The sequence below is a fragment of the Pseudalkalibacillus hwajinpoensis genome (genome assembly GCF_039851965.1).
Classification (GTDB): domain Bacteria; phylum Bacillota; class Bacilli; order Bacillales; family Guptibacillaceae; genus Guptibacillus; species Guptibacillus hwajinpoensis_E.
In genome coordinates this window covers 277,069-296,613 of the sequence record NZ_CP156674.1, presented here as the reverse complement: position 1 = coordinate 296,613, position 19,545 = coordinate 277,069, and the positions used below count along the sequence as shown (strand labels likewise).

General features: G+C 40.9%; 22 protein-coding genes and 1 riboswitch. Of the genes, 20 read left to right on the top strand and 2 right to left on the bottom strand.

Annotated elements, in window-relative coordinates:
• Positions 1 to 246: 246 nt before the first annotated feature.
• From ABFG93_RS01385 to ABFG93_RS01350, 8 genes are all read left to right on the top strand, one after another.
• On the top strand, positions 247 to 2,130 hold the full coding sequence (locus ABFG93_RS01385; protein WP_347550199.1) for an ABC-F family ATP-binding cassette domain-containing protein: 1,884 nt from the start codon (positions 247 to 249) through the stop codon (positions 2,128 to 2,130).
• Positions 2,131 to 2,295: 165 nt separating this feature from the next.
• Positions 2,296 to 3,117, top strand: a complete 822-nt coding sequence (locus tag ABFG93_RS01380) for a M55 family metallopeptidase (protein WP_347550198.1) — start codon at positions 2,296 to 2,298, stop codon at positions 3,115 to 3,117.
• Positions 3,118 to 3,132: 15 nt separating this feature from the next.
• Entirely contained in the window at positions 3,133 to 4,062 is a 930-nt protein-coding gene (locus ABFG93_RS01375) for an ABC transporter permease (RefSeq protein WP_347550197.1), read from the top strand.
• 70 nt (positions 4,063 to 4,132) lie between these two features.
• The gene (locus tag ABFG93_RS01370) at positions 4,133 to 5,020 is read left to right on the top strand and encodes an ABC transporter permease (RefSeq protein ID WP_431522072.1); all 888 of its coding nucleotides are present in this window, start codon (positions 4,133 to 4,135) and stop codon (positions 5,018 to 5,020) included.
• A 57-nt stretch (positions 5,021 to 5,077) separates the two neighbouring features.
• The gene (locus ABFG93_RS01365; protein WP_347550195.1) at positions 5,078 to 6,709 is read left to right on the top strand and encodes a peptide ABC transporter substrate-binding protein; all 1,632 of its coding nucleotides are present in this window, start codon (positions 5,078 to 5,080) and stop codon (positions 6,707 to 6,709) included.
• Positions 6,710 to 6,868: 159 nt separating this feature from the next.
• Positions 6,869 to 7,969: a dipeptide epimerase gene (locus ABFG93_RS01360; protein WP_347550194.1), complete on the top strand. Its 1,101-nt coding sequence runs from the start codon at positions 6,869 to 6,871 to the stop codon at positions 7,967 to 7,969.
• Positions 7,956 to 8,864: a C40 family peptidase gene (locus ABFG93_RS01355; protein WP_347550193.1), complete on the top strand. Its 909-nt coding sequence runs from the start codon at positions 7,956 to 7,958 to the stop codon at positions 8,862 to 8,864. Before ABFG93_RS01360 ends, ABFG93_RS01355 begins: the two co-directional genes overlap by 14 nt.
• The gene (locus tag ABFG93_RS01350) at positions 8,861 to 9,643 is read left to right on the top strand and encodes a serine hydrolase (protein WP_347550192.1); all 783 of its coding nucleotides are present in this window, start codon (positions 8,861 to 8,863) and stop codon (positions 9,641 to 9,643) included. The genes ABFG93_RS01355 and ABFG93_RS01350 overlap by 4 nt, the downstream gene beginning before the upstream one ends.
• Positions 9,644 to 9,701: 58 nt before the next feature.
• Here the strand turns inward: ABFG93_RS01350 and ABFG93_RS01345 are convergent, their stop codons facing one another.
• On the bottom strand, positions 9,702 to 10,202 hold the full coding sequence (locus ABFG93_RS01345) for a L,D-transpeptidase family protein (RefSeq protein ID WP_347550191.1): 501 nt from the start codon (positions 10,200 to 10,202) through the stop codon (positions 9,702 to 9,704).
• Positions 10,203 to 10,244: 42 nt separating this feature from the next.
• On the opposite strand from ABFG93_RS01345, the gene ABFG93_RS01340 reads away from it, so the two are divergent.
• From ABFG93_RS01340 to ABFG93_RS01305, 8 genes are all read left to right on the top strand, one after another.
• Positions 10,245 to 10,745, top strand: a complete 501-nt coding sequence (locus tag ABFG93_RS01340; protein ID WP_347550190.1) for a metallophosphoesterase family protein — start codon at positions 10,245 to 10,247, stop codon at positions 10,743 to 10,745.
• A 205-nt stretch (positions 10,746 to 10,950) separates the two neighbouring features.
• Positions 10,951 to 11,379 (top strand): phytoene/squalene synthase family protein, encoded by a 429-nt coding sequence (locus ABFG93_RS01335; protein WP_347550189.1) that lies wholly within the window; start codon positions 10,951 to 10,953, stop codon positions 11,377 to 11,379.
• A 479-nt stretch (positions 11,380 to 11,858) separates the two neighbouring features.
• A complete protein-coding gene (locus ABFG93_RS01330) occupies positions 11,859 to 12,305 on the top strand; it encodes a GNAT family N-acetyltransferase (protein WP_347550188.1) in 447 nt (148 codons plus the stop codon).
• 1 nt (position 12,306) lies between these two features.
• Complete coding sequence (locus ABFG93_RS01325; RefSeq protein ID WP_347550187.1) at positions 12,307 to 12,573, top strand: hypothetical protein; 267 nt, start codon at positions 12,307 to 12,309, stop codon at positions 12,571 to 12,573.
• 10 nt (positions 12,574 to 12,583) lie between these two features.
• Positions 12,584 to 13,078, top strand: a complete 495-nt coding sequence (locus tag ABFG93_RS01320; RefSeq protein ID WP_347550186.1) for an aminoglycoside adenylyltransferase domain-containing protein — start codon at positions 12,584 to 12,586, stop codon at positions 13,076 to 13,078.
• Positions 13,079 to 13,119: 41 nt separating this feature from the next.
• A complete protein-coding gene (locus ABFG93_RS01315; RefSeq protein WP_347550185.1) occupies positions 13,120 to 13,674 on the top strand; it encodes a GNAT family N-acetyltransferase in 555 nt (184 codons plus the stop codon).
• Between the two features lie 79 nt (positions 13,675 to 13,753).
• Positions 13,754 to 14,689 carry an alpha/beta hydrolase gene (locus ABFG93_RS01310; protein WP_347550184.1) on the top strand — a complete coding sequence of 312 codons (936 nt, stop codon included), beginning with the start codon at positions 13,754 to 13,756 and terminating at the stop codon, positions 14,687 to 14,689.
• A gap of 80 nt (positions 14,690 to 14,769) precedes the next feature.
• The gene (locus ABFG93_RS01305) at positions 14,770 to 14,946 is read left to right on the top strand and encodes a hypothetical protein (RefSeq protein ID WP_347550183.1); all 177 of its coding nucleotides are present in this window, start codon (positions 14,770 to 14,772) and stop codon (positions 14,944 to 14,946) included.
• A 122-nt stretch (positions 14,947 to 15,068) separates the two neighbouring features.
• Here ABFG93_RS01305 and ABFG93_RS01300 read toward each other — a convergent pair whose 3' ends face one another.
• The gene (locus tag ABFG93_RS01300) at positions 15,069 to 15,479 is read right to left on the bottom strand and encodes a phytoene desaturase family protein (protein ID WP_347550182.1); all 411 of its coding nucleotides are present in this window, start codon (positions 15,477 to 15,479) and stop codon (positions 15,069 to 15,071) included.
• Positions 15,480 to 15,713: 234 nt separating this feature from the next.
• On the opposite strand from ABFG93_RS01300, the gene ABFG93_RS22990 reads away from it, so the two are divergent.
• The 4 genes from ABFG93_RS22990 to msrA all read left to right on the top strand — a co-directional run bounded on the left by ABFG93_RS22990 (position 15,714) and on the right by msrA (position 19,531).
• Entirely contained in the window at positions 15,714 to 16,082 is a 369-nt protein-coding gene (locus tag ABFG93_RS22990) for a hypothetical protein (RefSeq protein WP_431522033.1), read from the top strand.
• Positions 16,063 to 17,106 carry a type 2 isopentenyl-diphosphate Delta-isomerase gene (gene fni, locus ABFG93_RS01295; protein ID WP_347550181.1) on the top strand — a complete coding sequence of 348 codons (1,044 nt, stop codon included), beginning with the start codon at positions 16,063 to 16,065 and terminating at the stop codon, positions 17,104 to 17,106. The genes ABFG93_RS22990 and fni overlap by 20 nt, the downstream gene beginning before the upstream one ends.
• Positions 17,107 to 17,229: 123 nt before the next feature.
• Positions 17,230 to 18,585 carry a Na+/H+ antiporter NhaC family protein gene (locus tag ABFG93_RS01290; RefSeq protein ID WP_347550180.1) on the top strand — a complete coding sequence of 452 codons (1,356 nt, stop codon included), beginning with the start codon at positions 17,230 to 17,232 and terminating at the stop codon, positions 18,583 to 18,585.
• An 84-nt stretch (positions 18,586 to 18,669) separates the two neighbouring features.
• Positions 18,670 to 18,784, top strand: a riboswitch (SAM riboswitch).
• A 102-nt stretch (positions 18,785 to 18,886) separates the two neighbouring features.
• Positions 18,887 to 19,531 carry a peptide-methionine (S)-S-oxide reductase MsrA gene (gene msrA / locus ABFG93_RS01285; protein ID WP_347550179.1) on the top strand — a complete coding sequence of 215 codons (645 nt, stop codon included), beginning with the start codon at positions 18,887 to 18,889 and terminating at the stop codon, positions 19,529 to 19,531.
• The last annotated feature ends 14 nt before the right edge of the window (positions 19,532 to 19,545 follow it).

Sequence of the window (19,545 nt, the reverse complement as noted above, 5' to 3'; positions counted from 1 at the left end):
ATGAAAAATCCGAAACAAAACCATAAGCATGAAACCGAATTAGCAAGTGAACTTTCCGCTGATCAGAATAACAACAAGAAGCATAAGAAAAACAAACAGCAGAAAAAGAACGCGTAATTGAAAAGAAGCTCTCCATGAGCTTCTTTTTTGATTTCATCTCATTCTTTTCAAGACTTGAACAGTTCCTTTCTGCAGCCAAAACGGGTAAAATAGGGAGTAGACTATAGAGAGAAAAGGATGAGTCACATGAGCTTGCTTCAAGCTGAAGAAATCACAAAATCGTACGGAGAGAAAACGCTATTCGATAGGATATCTTTTTCCCTAGAAGACCAGCAGAGAATTGGATTAATCGGTGTAAATGGAACAGGAAAATCATCCTTGCTTAAAATTCTAGCAGGCATCGAGTCGATGGACAGTGGACAGCTCCATCATGCCAATCAGTTTCATGTTGAATATTTACCGCAGGATCCTGTTTTTAATGAAAAGCGTACCATCCTTGACACGGTATTTGATTCTGATATTCCTTTATTTAACACGGTACGTACGTATGAAGAAGCCTTGCAGAATGTTACAAGTAATCCTGAGCGGGAAGAGTTTCAGGATCAGTTGCTTGCTGCACAAGAGGAAATGGACCGCTTGCAGGCATGGGATTTTAGTACGAAGGCAAAGACTATTTTAACAAAGCTTGGCTTAACTCAATTTGAGGCTATGGTAGATGAGCTTTCTGGTGGTCAGCAAAAGCGCGTTGCATTAGCTAAAGCGTTTATTAACCCCGCTGAATTGCTGATCCTGGATGAGCCGACTAACCATATTGATAATGCTACAGTAGAGTGGCTTGAACAATATCTAGCCAGCTATTCTGGTACTCTTCTACTCGTGACACACGATCGTTACTTTCTAAATCGAGTAACAAATCGTATCTTCGAGCTGGATAGAGGCCGTTTATTTGAATATGACGGGAATTACGCCACCTTCCTTCAGCAAAAAGCCCTTCGAGAAGAACGTGAGCTTCGAGAAGAAGATAAGCACCATAAGCTTCTAAAAAGTGAGCTTGAATGGCTTAAGAAGGGTGCCAAAGCAAGAACGACAAAACAAAAAGCGCGAAAGCAGCGTATTGAGAAAATGAAAGATGAACCGGGGCGCATACAGGAAGGTAATGTTGAAATGGCGCTTGGAGCAAGCCGACTCGGGAAGAAAGTGATTGAAGCAAAAGATGTTTCCAAAGCGATTAATGGAAAAACCCTGACAGATCAATTCAGCTATCTCGTACTTCCTCAGGATCGAATTGGAATTATCGGACCCAATGGATCTGGGAAAACAACGCTTCTTAATATGCTTGCTGGAAGAATAGCTCCTGATCAGGGTTCTGTCGATATTGGGGTAACGGTAAAGGCAGGGTTCTACACACAACAAAATGAAGGATTAGATGAATCCCAGAGAGTTATCGAATACATTCGAGCAGGTGGTGAAGAAGTTCGCTTAAGGAAGGGTGGAAGTGTTACAGCCTCACAAATGCTCGAACGATTTCTTTTCTCCCCGGATATGCAGTGGACGTATATTTCCATGCTTTCAGGGGGAGAAAAAAGGCGACTGTATCTGTTAAGGATTCTAATGGAAGAACCAAATGTTCTTTTCCTCGATGAACCAACAAATGATCTTGATGTTCAAACGCTTGCAGTATTAGAAGATTATTTATCGGAGTTTCCTGGAGCAGTTATTACCGTTTCCCACGATCGGTATTTTCTTGATAAAGTAGCACAGCAACTTTTCGTATTTGAAGGAAACGGTACGATTGATCATTATTATGGTTCATATTCAGATTACATGGATGTTGTTAAGAGAGAAAGAGAACTTGAAGCAGAAGAGAAAAAGTTTTCGGCGAAACCTGACAGTAGAGAGGCTAAATCGAAGCCGGTTAAGCTATCTTATAATGAAAAAAAAGAATGGGAAACCATACAAGAAACGATTGAAAAAATCGAACAGCGCATTGAAGACGTGAAAGACGAAATCACAAAGTCAGGGAGCGACTTTGCGAAAGTAGACGAGCTCTATAAAGAAGAACAGGCGCTTTCGATGGAATTAGAAGTGAAAATCGAACGGTGGTCAGAGCTGTCCGAAAAAATGGAATAATAGTCATCCTGTCCGGTGAAACGGACAGTTTTTTTTGTTTAAATGACTGTAAGAAATTTCAGGAATAGGTATATGGTTGGTATTAAAAGAATATTTTGAGAATCGAAGGGACTAGTGGTATAATTATTCAGAAAGTTAAGAATTGATTGAGAAGGGGGAGAGTTTGTGAAGTTTTACTTATCTGTTGATATGGAAGGGATTTCTGGACTTGTTGATGATACTTTCGTAGATTCAGCAAAACGAAATTACCAGCGAGGTCAGGAAATGATGACTGAGGAAACCAATCATGTCATCAAAGCAGCGTTTGATCATGGATGTACGGATGTGACGGTAAATGACAGCCACTCAAAAATGAACAATTTGCTTTTTGAGAGCATGCATCCTGAAGCGAAATTAATTTCAGGTGATGTGAAACCGCTTTCAATGATGCAGGGATTAGACAGTACATATGAAGGTGCGGGGTTTGTAGGCTATCACGCTAGTGCATCGAAAAAAGGTGTGATGGCGCATTCAATGGTTTTTGCGGTAAGAAATTTCTACATAAATGATCAGGTTGTTGGAGAGCTTGGTATGAATGCATACCTTGCAGGCTACTATCATGTACCAGTGCTTTTCGTAGCTGGTGATGATTGTGCTGCTATGGAAGCTGAGGAGCTTATTCCCAATGTTACGACAGCCGCAGTGAAAGAGACTATTACCCGTTCGTCTGCACTCGTACGATCACCTCAAAAAACAGGACAGCTTCTGCGGGAGCAAATCTCTAAGGCAATCGAGAACAGACATCGTGTGGAGCCGTTAACCCCACCAAAAAATCCAGTACTCCGGATTGAATTTACGAATTATGGTCAGGCCGAATGGGCCAGCATGATGCCTGGAGCGGAAATTGAAAAAGGAACATTCGTCAAGTTTCAGGCGAAGGATATGCTTGAAGCTTATCAAGCAATGCTTGTTATGACAGAAATAGCAACCAGAACAACATTTAGCTAGAAAGTAGGGATGCCTGTGGCGAAATATATAGTTAATCGTTTATTCGCCATGCTGATCACTCTGTGGATTATCGTAACCATTACGTTTTTCTTAATGCATGCGGTTCCAGGATCACCATTTAACCAGGAAAGAAACACGAGTGAAGCTGTTCAGCAAAATCTAGAAGCACATTATCATTTAGATGAGCCAGTTTTTATCCAGTATGCGATTTATATTAAGTCCCTTGCGACACTTGATTTTGGTCCATCTATTAAGCAATCGTCAACGTCTGTAAATGAAATGATCGGAAGAGGATTTCCCGTCTCTGCTGAGCTTGGAATCACATCTCTTTTGATCGCTATCATTTCGGGGATGATTCTAGGAATTATGGCAGCTCTTAAACACAACGGAGCGATCGATTACATAGCCATGACTCTTGCAGTTATCGGTATATCCGTACCTAACTTTATTATGGCAACCCTGCTTATCCAGCAGCTTGCGGTTTACTGGGAGATATTCCCGGTTGCGACTTGGGCTTCTCCAATACATATGGTCCTGCCATCGATTGCACTTGCAACAGGTCCAATGGCCATTATTGCTCGTTTAACGCGTTCTAGTATGATTGAAGTTTTGAATCAGGATTATATATTGACTGCTCGTGCAAAAGGGATGACAACATTTCAGATTGTCACGAAGCATGCGATGCGGAATGCGTTATTACCCGTTATCACTATTCTTGGCACACTAGTTGCTGGGGTTCTTACCGGCAGCTTTGTAATTGAGAAAATTTTTGCCATTCCGGGGATGGGGAAATACTTTATTAATGGCATTAATGATCGAGACTACCCTGTCATAATGGGAACCACCGTTTTTTATAGTGCCTTTCTGATTCTTATGTTATTTATCGTAGACATTGTCTACGGGATATTAGATCCAAGAATCAAGCTTCATAAGAGGGGGAATTAAGGTGGCTTTACCAGAACAAACGGAGAGAAAAGAACATTCTCTTTATGCACGAGACGATTTATTTGTACCATTGGAGTACACCTCAAATGATGCTGAGATGATTGCAAAACCGAGTATTTCCTACTGGAAAGATGCCTGGATGCGTCTCTCAGGCAACAAACTTTCCATGGCTGGCTTATCTATGTTGATTTTTCTCGTGTTAATGGCCATATTCGGACCAATGATTACACCATATTCATACGATCATCAAGTATTAACGGAAGGGAATCTCCCTCCTTCAGCTGAACACTGGTTTGGTACCGATAATCTTGGGCGAGATATGTTCACAAGAACGTGGAATGGGGCTCGAATTTCATTGTTTGTTGGATTTATGGCAGCATTCATTGATTTTATTATCGGGGTAGCTTATGGCGGGTTTTCCGGCTATAAAGGCGGTCGCACTGATAACTTTATGATGAGAATTATTGAAATTCTATATGGCCTCCCGTACCTTCTAATGGTCATTCTTCTTATGGTTGTTATGGGACCAGGCCTCTTTACCATCATAGTGGCCCTTACTGTAACAGGATGGGTCGGGATGGCGAGGATTGTTCGAGGTCAGGTCCTTCAGTTGAAAAATGCCGAGCATGTGCTTGCTTCAAGGACATTTGGAGCCAGTGCAGGACGAGTAATTCGAAAGAACCTTCTTCCAAATACAATGGGCCCAATTATTGTCCAAATGACTCTTACAGTACCTACAGCGATTTTTGCAGAAGCTTTTTTAAGCTTCCTTGGACTTGGCGTGCAGGCCCCTGTAGCAAGCTGGGGAGTTATGGCGAATGACGGACTTTCTGTCATTTTATCTGGCCACTGGTGGAGGTTGTTTTTTCCTGCATTTTTCATTTCTTTAACAATGTTTGCGTTTAATGTGCTTGGAGACGGTCTGCAGGATGCGCTGGATCCAAAGCTTAGAAGATAAAGTAAATACTCATCTAGATGAGATTTAACTTATAAAAACAATTGAGGGGGAATTTTTTTGAAGAAGATAGTTACAATGCTGTTCTCGTTATTGCTTCTAATTGGAATCGTTGGCTGTACAACAACTGAAAACAGCTCATCAGAGTCAAATGCTGGAAGCGACGATGCCAAGCAAGAAGAAGGTACAAAGGTTTTAAAGCTAAACAACGGAAGTGAACCAACATCGTTTGATCCACCAATTGGGTTTGATAGCGTATCATGGAATGCGCTAAATAACTTAATGGAAGGGATGACGCGACTTGATGAGAACGATAAGCCCCAGCCTGCAGCAGCGGAAGATTGGGAACTCTCAGACGATAAGAAAACTTACACGTTCGACCTTCGTGAAGATGCGAAATGGTCGAATGGTGAGCCTGTAACAGCAGAAGATTTTGAATATGCTTGGAAACGTCTTGCCAACCCGGATACAGCATCGCCTGCAGCTTTCCTGGCTTACTTTATTGAAGGGGCAGAAGCTTATAACAATGGAGAAGGTTCAGAAGACGAGATGAAGGTTGCAGCACTAGACGAAACGACGCTAGAAGTAACATTAGAAAGCCCTGTTGCTTACTTCCCAAGCGTCATATCAAATCCGGCTTTCTTCCCAGTGCATAAAGCGACCGTGGAAGAAAACCCTGAATGGCATACTGAAGCAGACACGTATGTTAGTAACGGACCTTTTAAGTTAACGAAGTGGGAGCATGACTCTGAATTCGTATTTACTAAAAATGAAAATTACTGGGACGCGGCTAATGTGAAGCTTGATGAAGTTCACTGGGCAATGGTTGATGACACAAACACAGAATACCAGATGTACAAAACAGGTGAACTACATACTTCTGATGTTCCAGCAGATTTGAGCGAAGAGCTCTTTAGTAATGGACAGGCACAGGTTGAAGATCAGTCTGGTACGTACTTCTATCGTTTTAATTTAGAAATGGAGCCGTTCCAGAATGAAAACATTCGGAAGGCCTTCGCGATGGCGGTCGATCAACAAAAGATCGTTGAGTTTGTAACAAAGAACCAGGAAAAACCAGCTAAAGGTTTTGTAGCATATGGATTTGAAGACGCTTCAGGAGGAGACTTCAGAGAAGTTGGCGGCGATCTGCTAACAACAGATGCTGAGAAAGCGAAAGAACTTCTAGAAAAAGGTATGGAAGAAGAGGGGTATGATGAGCTTCCAGCCGTTACACTGACGTATAACACAAGTGATGATCATAAGAAAATTGCAGAAACAATGCAACAAATGTATAAAGAAGCGCTTGGAGTAGATGTTGAGCTTGCGAACCAGGAATGGAACGTATTTTCTGATGAACAGAAGCAATTGAATCTCCAATTCTCCAGAAGCTCATTCCTTGCAGATTATGCAGATCCAATCAATTTCCTTGAAAGCTTCCAGACAGGACATTCTATGAACCGTACTGGTTGGAGCAGTGAGGAATATGACAGCTTAATTCAACAGGCAAAAGAAGAGACGGATGAAGCAAAACGCTTTGAATTGATGCATGAAGCGGAAGCTTTGTTATTTGAAGAAATGCCGATCTTCCCAATTCACTTCTACAATCAAGTATACCTCCAAAATGAAGATGTGACTGGAATTGTTCGTCACCCTGTAGGATATATGGAATTGAAGTGGGCAGAGATCAAATAGTAATGAAGAGCCAGCCTGGTGGTTAGCACCAGGGGCTTTTTTTAAATTCGGGAAAGATCGACTTAATGCCAACTTGTTCTGTTATTATTAGGAAGATGAATGAGTCTCAAAACTCTATGTTCAGATGAAGTGAATTATTTAGCAAAGGAGAAAGCGGCTATGAAACTAACAAACATTGAAACCTATATCGTATCTGTTCCGCTGAAAAAGCCCTTTAAAACAGCCCTTCGAACTGTAACGGAGGCTGAATCAGTGATTGTTAAACTAACAGCAGGTAAGGAGATAGGTTGGGGAGAAGCTCCTCCAACGGTTGTGATTACAGGAGAATGTACGGCAAGTATCGAATCAGCTATACGGAACGTTATAAAACCAAAATTACTAGGTTTGGATTTGACCGCTTACGAATCTGTTTTTCAGCAGTTGCACCGTCTTCTCGTTCGGAATACTAGTGCTAAAGCAGCCGTTGATATGGCTCTTTACGACCTTCTTGCAAAAAAATCACAGCTGCCGCTTTACAAGTATCTTGGCGGATATCAAAATGGTTTTGAAACGGATTATACGGTGAGTGTTAACGATCCAAAAGAAATGGGTCATGATGCTGTAGAGTACATAGAAGATGGGTTTACGATATTAAAAGTTAAGGTTGGTAAGGATTCGATACATCAGGATATCCAGCGAATTAAGGAAATAAGAAACCGAATTGGAGATCGTGCGCTCATCAGGATTGATGCAAACCAGGGCTGGAAACCGAAAGAAGCGATCAGTGCGATTAGAGAGATGGAGGATGCAGGGCTTGATATTGAGCTTGTTGAGCAGCCGGTCCTGGCTCATGATCTTGAAGGGCTCAAACGTGTGACTGAAGCGGTGCAGACACCAATTATGGCAGATGAAAGTGTCTTTTCGCCTCAGGATGCGTTAAAGGTGATCCAATTACGTGCAGCAGATCTGATCAATATTAAATTAATGAAAGCAGGAGGAATTCATCAAGCTCTCAAAATTAACGCATTGGCTGAAAGTGCAGGGATGGAATGCATGGTCGGAAGCATGATTGAATCGCGAGTCGGCATTACTGCTGCTGCCCATCTAGCGGCAAGTCAACCAAACATAACGCGCTATGATTTTGATGCACCTCTTATGTTGAAAGAAGATCTAGTTAGTGGGGGCGTTGTGTATGATAGGAATAAAATGAGCTTTACGGAGGACTTCGGATTAGGGATAAATGAGGTAAAAAGGGGAGGCGTTACGATTGGGAATAACTAGAAAAACAATTGCAGTAACTGCAGCAACACTCTGGACTTCACCAGAAAAGGCAAGGGTGATTGATGAAGATGCTATTAAAAACCCGGTAAAGCTTGAGAACTGGATTGAAGGTCTTACATACTCATTGAGTCTTGAACTTTGCAATAATAATCATATTCAATCTCAGGTTCTTTATGGGGAAGAAGTAATCGTTCTTGATGAGCGTGGCAATTGGTCATACGTACTAGTTCCATCCCAACCTTCATCAAAAGATGAAAGGGGATATCCCGGATGGATTCCTACCGGTCAGCTTTCGAAGCAACTTCCTGAACCGGGTAATAGGATGGTTTTGATCACAGATCATGATGTTCCAATGACTAATGAAGACGGTGTAATGAGTATAGCGCTTAGCTTCCAAACCCAATTACCACTACTTCAAGAACGTGAAAGAGATTACGTTGTCTGGACCCCTAATGGGAATCAACTCATCAGCAAATCAAGTGCTCGATTGCAACCGGAAGAAATACCATTTGGAACAGGTGAAGACCTCGTGAAAGAGGCTGAACGTTTTGTAGGTCTTTTATATTTGTGGGGAGGGATGTCTTCCTATGGTTACGACTGTTCTGGATTTAGCCACAACATGGCTCGTGCAATCGGATGGACCATTCCTAGAGACGCTCATGACCAGCTAAAAGAAGGAACAGTTGTTGATGGAGAGTGGGAAAAAGGTGACTTGCTCTTTTTTGCATACGAAGAGGGCAAAGGTTCTGTTCACCACGTAGGTATCTATTATGGGGATGGAAAGATGATTCACTCACCAAGCACAGGACGATTCATAGAAATCACCCCATTAAAAGGAACGATTTATGAAGAAGAATTGTGTGGTGTAAGAAGATATTGGGGGAATAAAGGATGAATTTTGAACACATCTCCGAAAAAATTCTGGCGTGCTTTCATAGTCTTGAAGGTAACCAATCACTATTTGTAATGGCACCAGATGGTGAAATCTCATACAATGCAGATCAGCCAGTATCGGCTGCGAGTGTGATAAAGCTAGGTATCATGATCGAGGCGCTGAAACAGATAGACGATCACAAGCTGGAGTTCGAAAGTGAGATCTCAATTGATCCTACCAATATTGTTGAAGGAGCAGGCGTTGTTGCCCTTCTTTCAAAACATCTCAATTGGACAATTTCTGATTTGATCAAACTCATGATCATTACCTCCGATAATACAGCTACGAACCAGCTAATTGATGTCCTTGGTAGAGCAGAAATTAATCATACCATGAAGAAAGCAGGAGCTTTTCATTCGAAGTTAATGCGTAAAATGATGGACCGAAAAGCTGTTAAAGCTGGAAAAGATAATATGGTTAGTGCAAAAGATACCTATCTACTACTTAATGAATTAGTAAACAGCCATCTTCTTTCAAAGTCCTCAATGGATTGGGCCATCGATGTCTTAAAGCAACAGCAGTTCAAAGACAAGTTTCCTGCAAAGATTTCAAACTTGAAGAATCAAGTTCTAGCGAATAAAACAGGGGAACTTCCAGGCGTTGAGCATGATGCTGGTATATTATCTACATCATCGGGCCCTGTTATTTATGTGTTTTTAACGGCGGGGTTAATAGAAAACCGTTATGGAAGAGAAGCGATCGCCAATTCGGGTCGTCTCTTATACGACTTTTATAAGTAGTGGAACAAAGGAAACACCGTCTTTAGCAGACGGTGTTTCCTTTGTATCCATCTTTAGGTCACTTTCCAATCGTTACAGCTGTTCCTATGGGAATTGTTTTTGCAAGCTCTTCCACGTCACGGTTATACATGCGGATACATCCCAATGAGACGTATTTTCCAATCGATGACGGATCGTTTGTTCCATGAATTCCATAGTGTATTTTTGAAATGCTCATCCACATCGTACCAAATGGACCACCGGGGTTCGGGGCTTTATTAATGATAATAAAATCTCCGGCTGGCGTATCGTGAAGCATGCGTCCAACGCCAACAGGGTAAACCTTACTAATGACCCCATTTTGGAAAAGGGTTAATGTTCGATTCGTGAGTGATATATAAATTTTAAATGGAATTGTGGAAGGATCTGGATAACCTGGGATGTTAATCTGTTGACCGGGGTAGATTAGATTCGGATTAGCGAGTGAATTTGCTTGAATAATAGTAGGAACAGAAACGCGATAATCGCCACTAATAGAAGAAATTGTCTCACCTGGTTTTACAATGTGCTGCACATGCATACCCCCTTGAAAGATACACTTTAAATGAAGGGATTGGAGAAATTGAATGTAATTATTATATCAGACACCCACATGCCACGGATGGCAAAGCAATTTCCAGAAGTTCTCGAAGTAGAGCTACGAAAAGCTGATCTCATTATCCATGCAGGTGACTGGAAGACAAAACAGGTCTATGAAGAATTAACGCAATTTGCACCAGTGACAGGAGTGTATGGGAACGTGGACGAATCATTTTTTTATGAGAACTTCCAGAATAAAATCATCCTTGATCTAAAGTCGCATCGAATTGGTGTCACTCATGGACACGGTAAGGGGAAAACAACTGAGAAAAGAGCAGTAGACCACTTCCAGGATGATGAGGTTGAATTAATCCTTTTTGGTCACTCACATATTCCGCTCCATAAAGGATATGAGGGAAAGATCATTTTTAATCCTGGATCACCAACGGACAAGCGAAAACAGTCTCATTATTCGTTTGGAAAACTTACTCTTCAAGAAGGTCAGCCCATTCATATTAACCATATTTTCTTTGAGAAAAAGTAAAATAGTCCGGTAATGTTCCAGGTTTGTGGTTAATTGTTGAACATATCCGCAACAGCATGTATAACATATGTTGAGGTGACATATGCGGACGGAAGTTATCCGATAAAGCGGATCACATCGTACCATTTCTATTTCTTCTCTGGGGATTCCAGCTTTATCTAGAAATTCGTAAATCATTTCAGGCAATAAGACAATTGTAGGACCTTTGTCGATTTTCGGTATGCAAATCACGAACATCCTTCGAGGTATTTCTGAAGATTTAGAGCGGAAACGAATCTATCTGCCTATTAATGAAATGATAGCTTCAGGTTATATGATCGATGATTTACTTAATCGCAGACTCAACAAAGAGTTTATCGACGTGTGGAAGAGACTTGCGAACAGAGCCGAATCACATTATGAGAAAGCTTTCTCAGCCATGGATCTCTATCCACTCGATGCTCGCCTTCCTGTCAAAAGCTCAGCCGTATTATACCGAGCAATTCTTAAATCGATTCGTAAAAAAGGTTATAACGTTTTTGAACAGCGGGCATTTGTGACAGATAAAGATAAGAAGAGCTTTTATCAGTTATCGCAGGAAGCTAATAATTCGTTAAAAAGGGCTATTTCAATTATTTGGAATAGCCCTTTTTGATGACATGATGGAATGGGATAAGGAAAAGAATAGCAACCTTCTAAAGATAACCTCCAACTGTTTCAGTGTCGAACCTTGCGATATTTCCTTCCATATTGAATTAAGTAAAAAACTAATTCAGAAATAGGAAATGATCATAGAGAATGATCACAAAGTAATTAAGGACCACTGGTCATTTTCGAACGAAAAAAGGGTTACAGCGGCTGCTAGGTGGCTGCAGTAACCTTCACTGTTATTGGATGAGGTGACAAACCCCGATCTTCAGTTTTTTATCGATAATGATATCCAGTTTTGTTTAGTATTGTTAAAATAAGGATAAGATCCTGGCTTGATCCTATGTATTCGATCTTAATGAAATGCTTTCAAATCAAGGTGGATAAATCTTTTCATTTACAAAGGTGTACATCAACAATTCACAGAGGATATGCAAGGAGATCTACTAGCATGGTTACAGAATTTAGCAAATCGGATGTGATGATGTGAAAAATGTTTCTTATGGGAAAATGATAGACCTTAAAGATAGTCTTCGAATTGATTCAGAGGTAATAGGCAATAACAGCAGAAACGAAGAAATAAGAGCTGCTATTGTAGAACAGAGGTGTTTGGTATATAAAATGAATGGCAAGAACGCAGGCTTCCTTATCTTTCATACTTCTTTTTTTGATAACGCTTTTATTTCACTCGTTGTGGTCAGCCCTACCGACAGAAGAAAAGGTGTAGCACGGTCATTAATGCGTAATTTCGAGGAGTTATCACCGACTGATAAGATTTTTTCTTCTACCAATCAATCAAATGAGGTGATGCAGCATCTTTTCCATTCACTGGGATATGTTGAATGTGGTTCAATTGATCATCTGGATGAAGGAGATCCAGAAATCATTTATTTTAAAGGAATAACCACTCGGATTAAACGTGGAGGAGACTAAAATGAAGAACCTTCCAACTATGGTACAGGGATGTATGGAAGATTACCTATTTATGTTTAATGAGCATCTTCCAAATAAGCTCGAGGGGCTATACATTCATGGATCAATTGCACTGCAGGCGTACGTGCCCGGGTCCAGTGATATTGATTTTATAACAATATTAAATCGTCGTTGTTCAGAGAGAGAAAAAGAAATACTTTTGATGATACATAGAGCGATTGAACATAAACACAATCTCCTTGAGCTTGATGTAGGTTATATTTGCTGAGAAGATTTTAGTGCTCTACAAGACAATCAGGGCTTGCTTTACTATAATAGCGGTGAACTGCGATCCGAATACTTGGTGGATTCTAAAATCTAGTGGTATTACGATTGCAGGGCCAGAGATTAAGTCACTACCTATTAATGTATCAGAACAGGATCTCGTGTATTATGTTAGTGAAAATATGAATGAATACTGGGCGCCACGTGTTAGTAGAATTGAAGATGCTGTTGAATATACTCTGTTACAAGATTCAGAAATTGATGCAGAAATCGAATGGTGTATTTTAGGTTTGCTGCGACAGTTCTATACGATTCGGGAACAAAAGGTTATCTCAAAAGCAGGTGCAGGTCACTATGGGTTAAAGCACATACCAATAAAATGGCATCCAATTATAAATAAATCACTCCATAAAGAAGTGAAAGCTCCTTTAAACTCTAGTAAAGAACAAATCGAATCAGCGATTGAGTTGTCAAAACAATCATTTCTGTTAGCAATCAGATTTTTATAGAAAGAAGCTATACGGAATGATACAAAAGGTGGGAAAGGGTATTGATTATAATTTGTAAAGAAAAAATCACGTTAAGACAGGCAACATGCCAGGACATTTCTGATCTTTATTACTGGAAGTTTGAAGAGGAAACTCAGGAAGCTAAGAAGTGGAATGGTCCATATATTCACGAAAGAAAGTTGACGAAGGAAGAATATCGAAATGAGTGGCATAATGCGGAAATCATGCCTGGAATTCCAGATACGCTTGTGATTTTAGCTGATGAACATGTAATCGGAACAGTGGGCTCCTATTGGGTTGATCGAAATACGAACTGGCTTGAAACTGGTATCGTGATATACAATAAGCAGTATTGGAATGGTGGTTATGGAACAAAGGCATATAAAGAGTGGATTGATTTTCTTTTTCGTTCCACGAACCTTCACCGTCTCGGTATGTCCACCTGGTCAGGGAATATCCGTATGATGAAGGTAGCTGAAAAGATTGGAATGGTAGAAGAAGCGCGAATAAGGGATGCTAGAATGGTAGATGGCAAGTACTACGACGCAATCAAGATGGGTATTTTACGAAAAGAATGGCTTAGTCTAATCTCCTGATGGAAAGCAGTTCCGTTCCAACACTTGATGTGGCATGATAGAAATCAGGAATAAGCAAAAGAACCAATTGGGGGACATTATGAAAAAGCGATATTACACGAGATTATTAAATGAGACTATTACGATTTATGAAGAAAGCGGAAGTTTAAAAGCTTACCAACATATTAAAAAATATGCAGATGACGTTGAGGGAAATAGAGCGCAGCTTTATAATTTCAAATACGCTTTAGCTGCTGCTTCCGGACTTGAAAAAGAAGCTCTTGCCATCCTGAAAGAAGCCGTAATCGATCATGGTTACTGGTATGCCTATGAGTATTTACAGGCAGATGAAGATCTGAATTCACTCCGAAAGTACGAGGAGTTCAAGGAATTGGTTCAGCTTTGTAAACAAAGAGAAGAAGAAGCAAAGCAGGCAGTGAAGCCTGAACTTCAGGTCGTTGAGGGGAATGGCAGTTCTATACTTATTGCCTTGCACGGGGATCAGGAGAATGCGGAGATCACAGAGCCTTATTGGAATTTGGCTGTTTCTGAAGGTTACACGCTTGCTCTACCTCAATCATCTCAAATCCAGTTCTCGGAAGCGTTTGAATGGGATGATCTTGATCAAGCTGTGGATGAGGTTGTGGCACATGATCAGCGTCTTGAGATGAAAGAAGATCTTGGTGGCCATAAGATCATTGGCGGATTCTCGGCAGGATGTCGTGTTGCACTGAAGACGGTTCTGGAAAAGGGTCTGTCAGTTAGCGGATTCTTGTTTGTTGCTCCGTGGCTACCGGAAATAGATGAATGGAGTGAGCTACTGAACAATCTGAAGGGAATGAACATTAGAGGATACATCATTTGCGGAGATCAAGATGAGGATTGCCTCGAAGGTTCGAGCAGGCTTGCAGAGCTATTAAAGAGTAAAGGAATACTACATCAGTTAAAAGTTGTAAGGGGCTTAGATCACGAATATCCTGAGAACTTTAACGAGATGCTTCTTGACGGGCTAACGTACCTGGAAGCTGCAAAATAAATTTACAAACTATTATTGAACCAAACAATTAATCATTTATATGAAAATTGTTTGGTTCTTCTTATAAAGGAGGAGTGACCATGATTGAAAAAGTTGGGCTTTGCGTAAACTGCAAGAAGCCAATATATTGTCGGGATGGTTTTCTCGATGGGATTTTTACGGAGGATAAAACACTTTACTGTTTTTCTTGCGTTGAAGATCATTCAGGAGAAAATAAGAGTGTAATAAGGGACCCGAGCTCTCAGAAAAGAGCTTAAATATAATATACGAGGAGGAAGGAGAAGTGAAATTATCTGAATGAAAAGCCAGGATTTTCTAATGCTAAAAATTCCGTCAGTACTAATGAATCTTTTTTATAAATCATCACGCTTCATGTTTTCTATAGCTCATAAAGCCGCTCAATTTCTGTTAGGTAGGCTGTATAGTGCTCTGCAGCATAGGGGTCAAGATCGCTTAGTTGATTAACCATATATTCCTTATCCGTATCCGTACTCATCATAAAGGAGTCACCATTGTAATCAATGTTACGTGTATGGTGATCGAGTTTGATCCAGTTAAAATAATCGCGCGGGTTGAGATTGGCATCTTCAAATACAGCATCAAATACTTTCGGCATCGTCATCGTGTTCGGACCAAAATCGAAGTGATAAGAGCCTAAATTAATAGGCATCATTTTGCCGCCAGCATACGTATTCTTCTCAAATACATGAACATCGTATCCTTTACTTGCGAGTCTGATCGCAGCGGAAAGCCCCCTGAGTCCAGCTCCTATAATAGCGATTGTTTTCATGAGTAAGTTCGTCCTTTCCATACATAACCTTTTTGCTTTAATCCTATCCGCATCGAATGAATCAGAAGGATCATAAAGGCCGCAGCACTTATAGGCTAAATCCAGATATGGCAAACCCTTTTCCTGCTACTGCAAGGCGAATAGCAGCTGAGAGCCCACCGAGCCATCCTATATTTGCCTTCGGTTGGCAGATTCCTTGTATGATTCACAAAAATCGACTGATTCTATAGGGGGATGGGAGTTAAAGATATATGCAAAGCTCAGAATTCGAAAATGGAAACCATATTACCAGATGGTGGTGTATTTAAAGGAGGATTCTGCAAAAAGGAGTTAAAAAAACTCACCTCTATTTATATTAGGAAGTTTATTATTGAAACGAGGCGAGCAGAGGTGACTCATTGGATGTTAATTCCACCTTCTATCTTATTTTTTCTATGGAATCCATCGTATATCGGATGGATCATGGTGGGATACGCTTTACTCATCAACATTCCTTTTATTATAATACAACGGTATAATCGGTTAAGACTTAAACCTTTGTTGGTGAAGCAAATGAAAAAAGAGCAGCGCAGGGGGATTTCGATTGAAACATACGGAACTTGATCAAACAGAAAAACGTAAAAATGAACATATTGATATTTGTCTTACTGAAGAAGTGGAGGGTAAAGAATTGAAAACCGGTCTTGAACGTTATCGGTTTAAGCATAATCCACTACCAGAAATTGATTATAAGGAAGTGGATCTTTCTACTACATTTCTTCATAAAAAAGTAAAGACCCCTTTTTTGATCAGTTCAATGACGGGTGGAACGGAGCGGGCGTGGCAAATTAATAAGCGACTTGCTAAAGCTGCTGAGGCACATGGTTGGACGCTCGGAGTAGGTTCCATGCGTGCTGCGATTCAGGAGTCGCGTTCAGTATATTCATTTGACGTTAGAAAGCATGCACCTTCAATTCCGGTCTTAGCTAACATTGGTGCTGTCCAGCTAAATTATGGGTTTACGATCGACGAGTGTAAAAAAGCGATTCATCTTATCGAAGCAGATGCACTAATTTTACACTTAAATCCACTTCAAGAAGTTTTTCAACCTGAAGGAGACACGAACTTTAAAGATCTCCTTGCTAAAATCCAGCAGGTAGCAGAAGCGATTGAAGTGCCGCTTGGTATCAAAGAAGTGGGGATGGGAATCGATGCAAAAAGCGCGCAACGGTTGGTCAATGCTGGTGCTCATTTCATTGATGTAGCAGGAGCAGGAGGTACCTCCTGGGTTCAAGTGGAAAGCCATCGGTCACATCAGACGATGAGACGTCAAGCAGCAGAAGCTTTTGACGGATGGGGAAATCCAACGTCAGAATGTCTGATCGATGTTCGCAAACAGCTTCCTGATGTCCCACTAGTCGCAAGTGGCGGGCTCAAGAATGGAGTTGATGCAGCTAAATCTATTGCGCTCGGGGCAGATATGGCCGGCTTTGGTAGAGCTCTTCTTGAGAATGCGGTTGACGATAGTGAGCAGGCGCTTTCAGATCAGCTTGCACGAATTGAATTTGAATTGCAAACAGCAATGTTCGGGATCGGAGCTTCGTCTATTAGCACTTTAAAATACACAAGGGCATTACGTCAGAAATAGCCAGAGCTCATGCTCTGGCTTTTTTGTATAGCTGCTCCCTCTTAGTACAAACTAGATGCAAAGGGGGCGGACGTTATAGATTGGTTATCCATCGTACCATTTATTGTGGTTATTATCGTAGCTATGAAGACGAAGCTTGTGATCCCTGGTTTAACAGCTGGATTGCTAATAGCATCGTTTCTCTATAAACCGGGAGTTATAACAGGGTTTCAGCAGTTTTATGAGTTTATAATGAGCGGTTTAAAAGATGAGAACAATATTAAAATCATTCTCTTTCTATATATGTTTACTGGTCTTATTGGCATGATGAAGTTCACAGGAGGGATCAAGGGATTCGTTGAGGCGGCCTCTTCGAAAATTAGCTCAAAAAAAGGAGCTCTTATGCTTACCTGGTTTTCCACGTTAGGAACATTTAGCGCACCGAGCTTCCGTATTGTAACAGTAGCACCAATAATGAAAGCTCTGTTAAATAAAGTGAAAATCACACCTCAGGAGCTTGGATTCGTGATCGAAACAACCGCTACGCCCATTATTGTCTTAATGCCAATAGCGACGGCTTTTGTTGGTTATATGTCTTCAGTTGTACAACTTTCTATCAGAGCTGAAGGTATCGAAGGAGATGGTTATCGTCTTTTTTTACAAAGCATTCCATATAATTTTTTCTCGATCAGCATCATTCTTATCGGTTTTTATTTAAGTTTCTTCCATGATCGTAAAAAGCCAGCAACAGATGCAGGTAATCCTGAGAAAAAGCTGGATGACAAATGGGAAGATTGCCATCCAGCTGTAGCGAAAGAACTTCCATCAAAACCATTTAATTTAGCCCTGCCGCTAGGTGGCGTTATACTACTAACCCTGTTGTTAACCTACTGGAGTGGGTTTGAAAAAGGCTTCACCTCACCTGTGAATGCTTTTATTGAAGCTGATGTGCTTGATGCAATGGTATTTGCTCTCTTAACTACCGTACTCTTTACGTTTTTGCTCTATTTATTCCAGCGATTTTCATTAAAAGAGCTCGTCCGTTTCTTTATCGAAGGTGGAAATGATATGATGCCTGTAATCGTTCTGCTCACGGTTGTATGGGGGCTTGCCGCCTCAGCCGAAGCTCTAGGCTTTTCTGAGTTTGTAACGGCCAATCTTGATTGGATCCCTGCGTTATTTGTGCCCCCAGTTCTTTTCTTAGTAGGCGCCTTTATCTCTTATTTTATTGGTTCATCGTGGGGCACGTGGGGTATCTTGATGCCGCTCGGGGTTTCTCTCGGCAATTCGACGGGTACGGATCTTCCACTTGTAATCGGAGCTGTTTTTGCAAGCGGAACGTTCGGCGCTTTTTCATCCCCATTAAGCGATAATACGAATACGATTGCGAGAATTCTTCAATTAAATCCCATGACGTATGCAAAATTTAAGCTTGGCCCAGCATTAATTGGAGCGGGAACGGCTGCAGTTGGCTATTTTATTATCTCTTTCGTCATTTAAAAAAGGTGAGTACATTTCTATTGACATTGCTAGGGAAACCATTTAATATTGACACTAACTTAATAATCCTTTGTTTAAAGGATCTTCTTATTCAGAGAGGTGGAGGGACTGGCCCTTAGATACCTCGGCAACGGACCCATGAACATTATGTTCAGGTGGAACCGTGCCAATTCCTGCGGCGAAAGTCGGAAAATAAGAAGAGGCTCGGTATAACCAAACCCTCTTCTGTTCGGACAGATGGGGGTTTTTTCGTATGCATCCACCATCTGGAATATTTATTTTGTAGAGGGAGTGAGTGAACTTGCATACATTAAATACCGAAACTAGAAAACAACAGCTTATTAACACCCTTCTTTCAAAAGGAATTTATAAGAGGGGAAGCAAGCAGCTTTATATGTTAACACTTAATGATTTAGAGAAAATATATGTAGAAGAGAATGCAGTTACCAATATAAGAAACGGAGTGGGCACAGTGAATCTAGCAACGTTTGCAGCAGGATGCTTTTGGGGTGTAGAGGCGCTTTTCCAACAATTACATGGCGTGATTTCGACTTCAGCAGGCTTTACTGGAGGCGAGACCATTAATCCAACCTACGAAGATGTTTATACAGAATTAACAGGGCATGCTGAATCTGTTCTTGTTGAATATGATCCAGCAGTGATCTCATATGAAGAATTACTCGAAGTTTTTTTCGATAATCATAATCCAACCTCATTGAATCGTCAGGGAGAAGATGTTGGTACGAGGTATCGCTCTGCTGTCTTTTTCCACTCAAAAGAACAGGCAGAAGCGGCACAGATTGTTAAAAACAAGCTAATAGCTTCAGGTCGCTTCAAGAAACCGATTGTCACGCAAATCGTTCCAGCAACGACATTTTATCGCGCTAACGAGTATCATCAAAGCTATCTCGCTAAACGAGGCCAGTCTTCTTGCAAAATTTCATGATCCAAAAAGGCTCT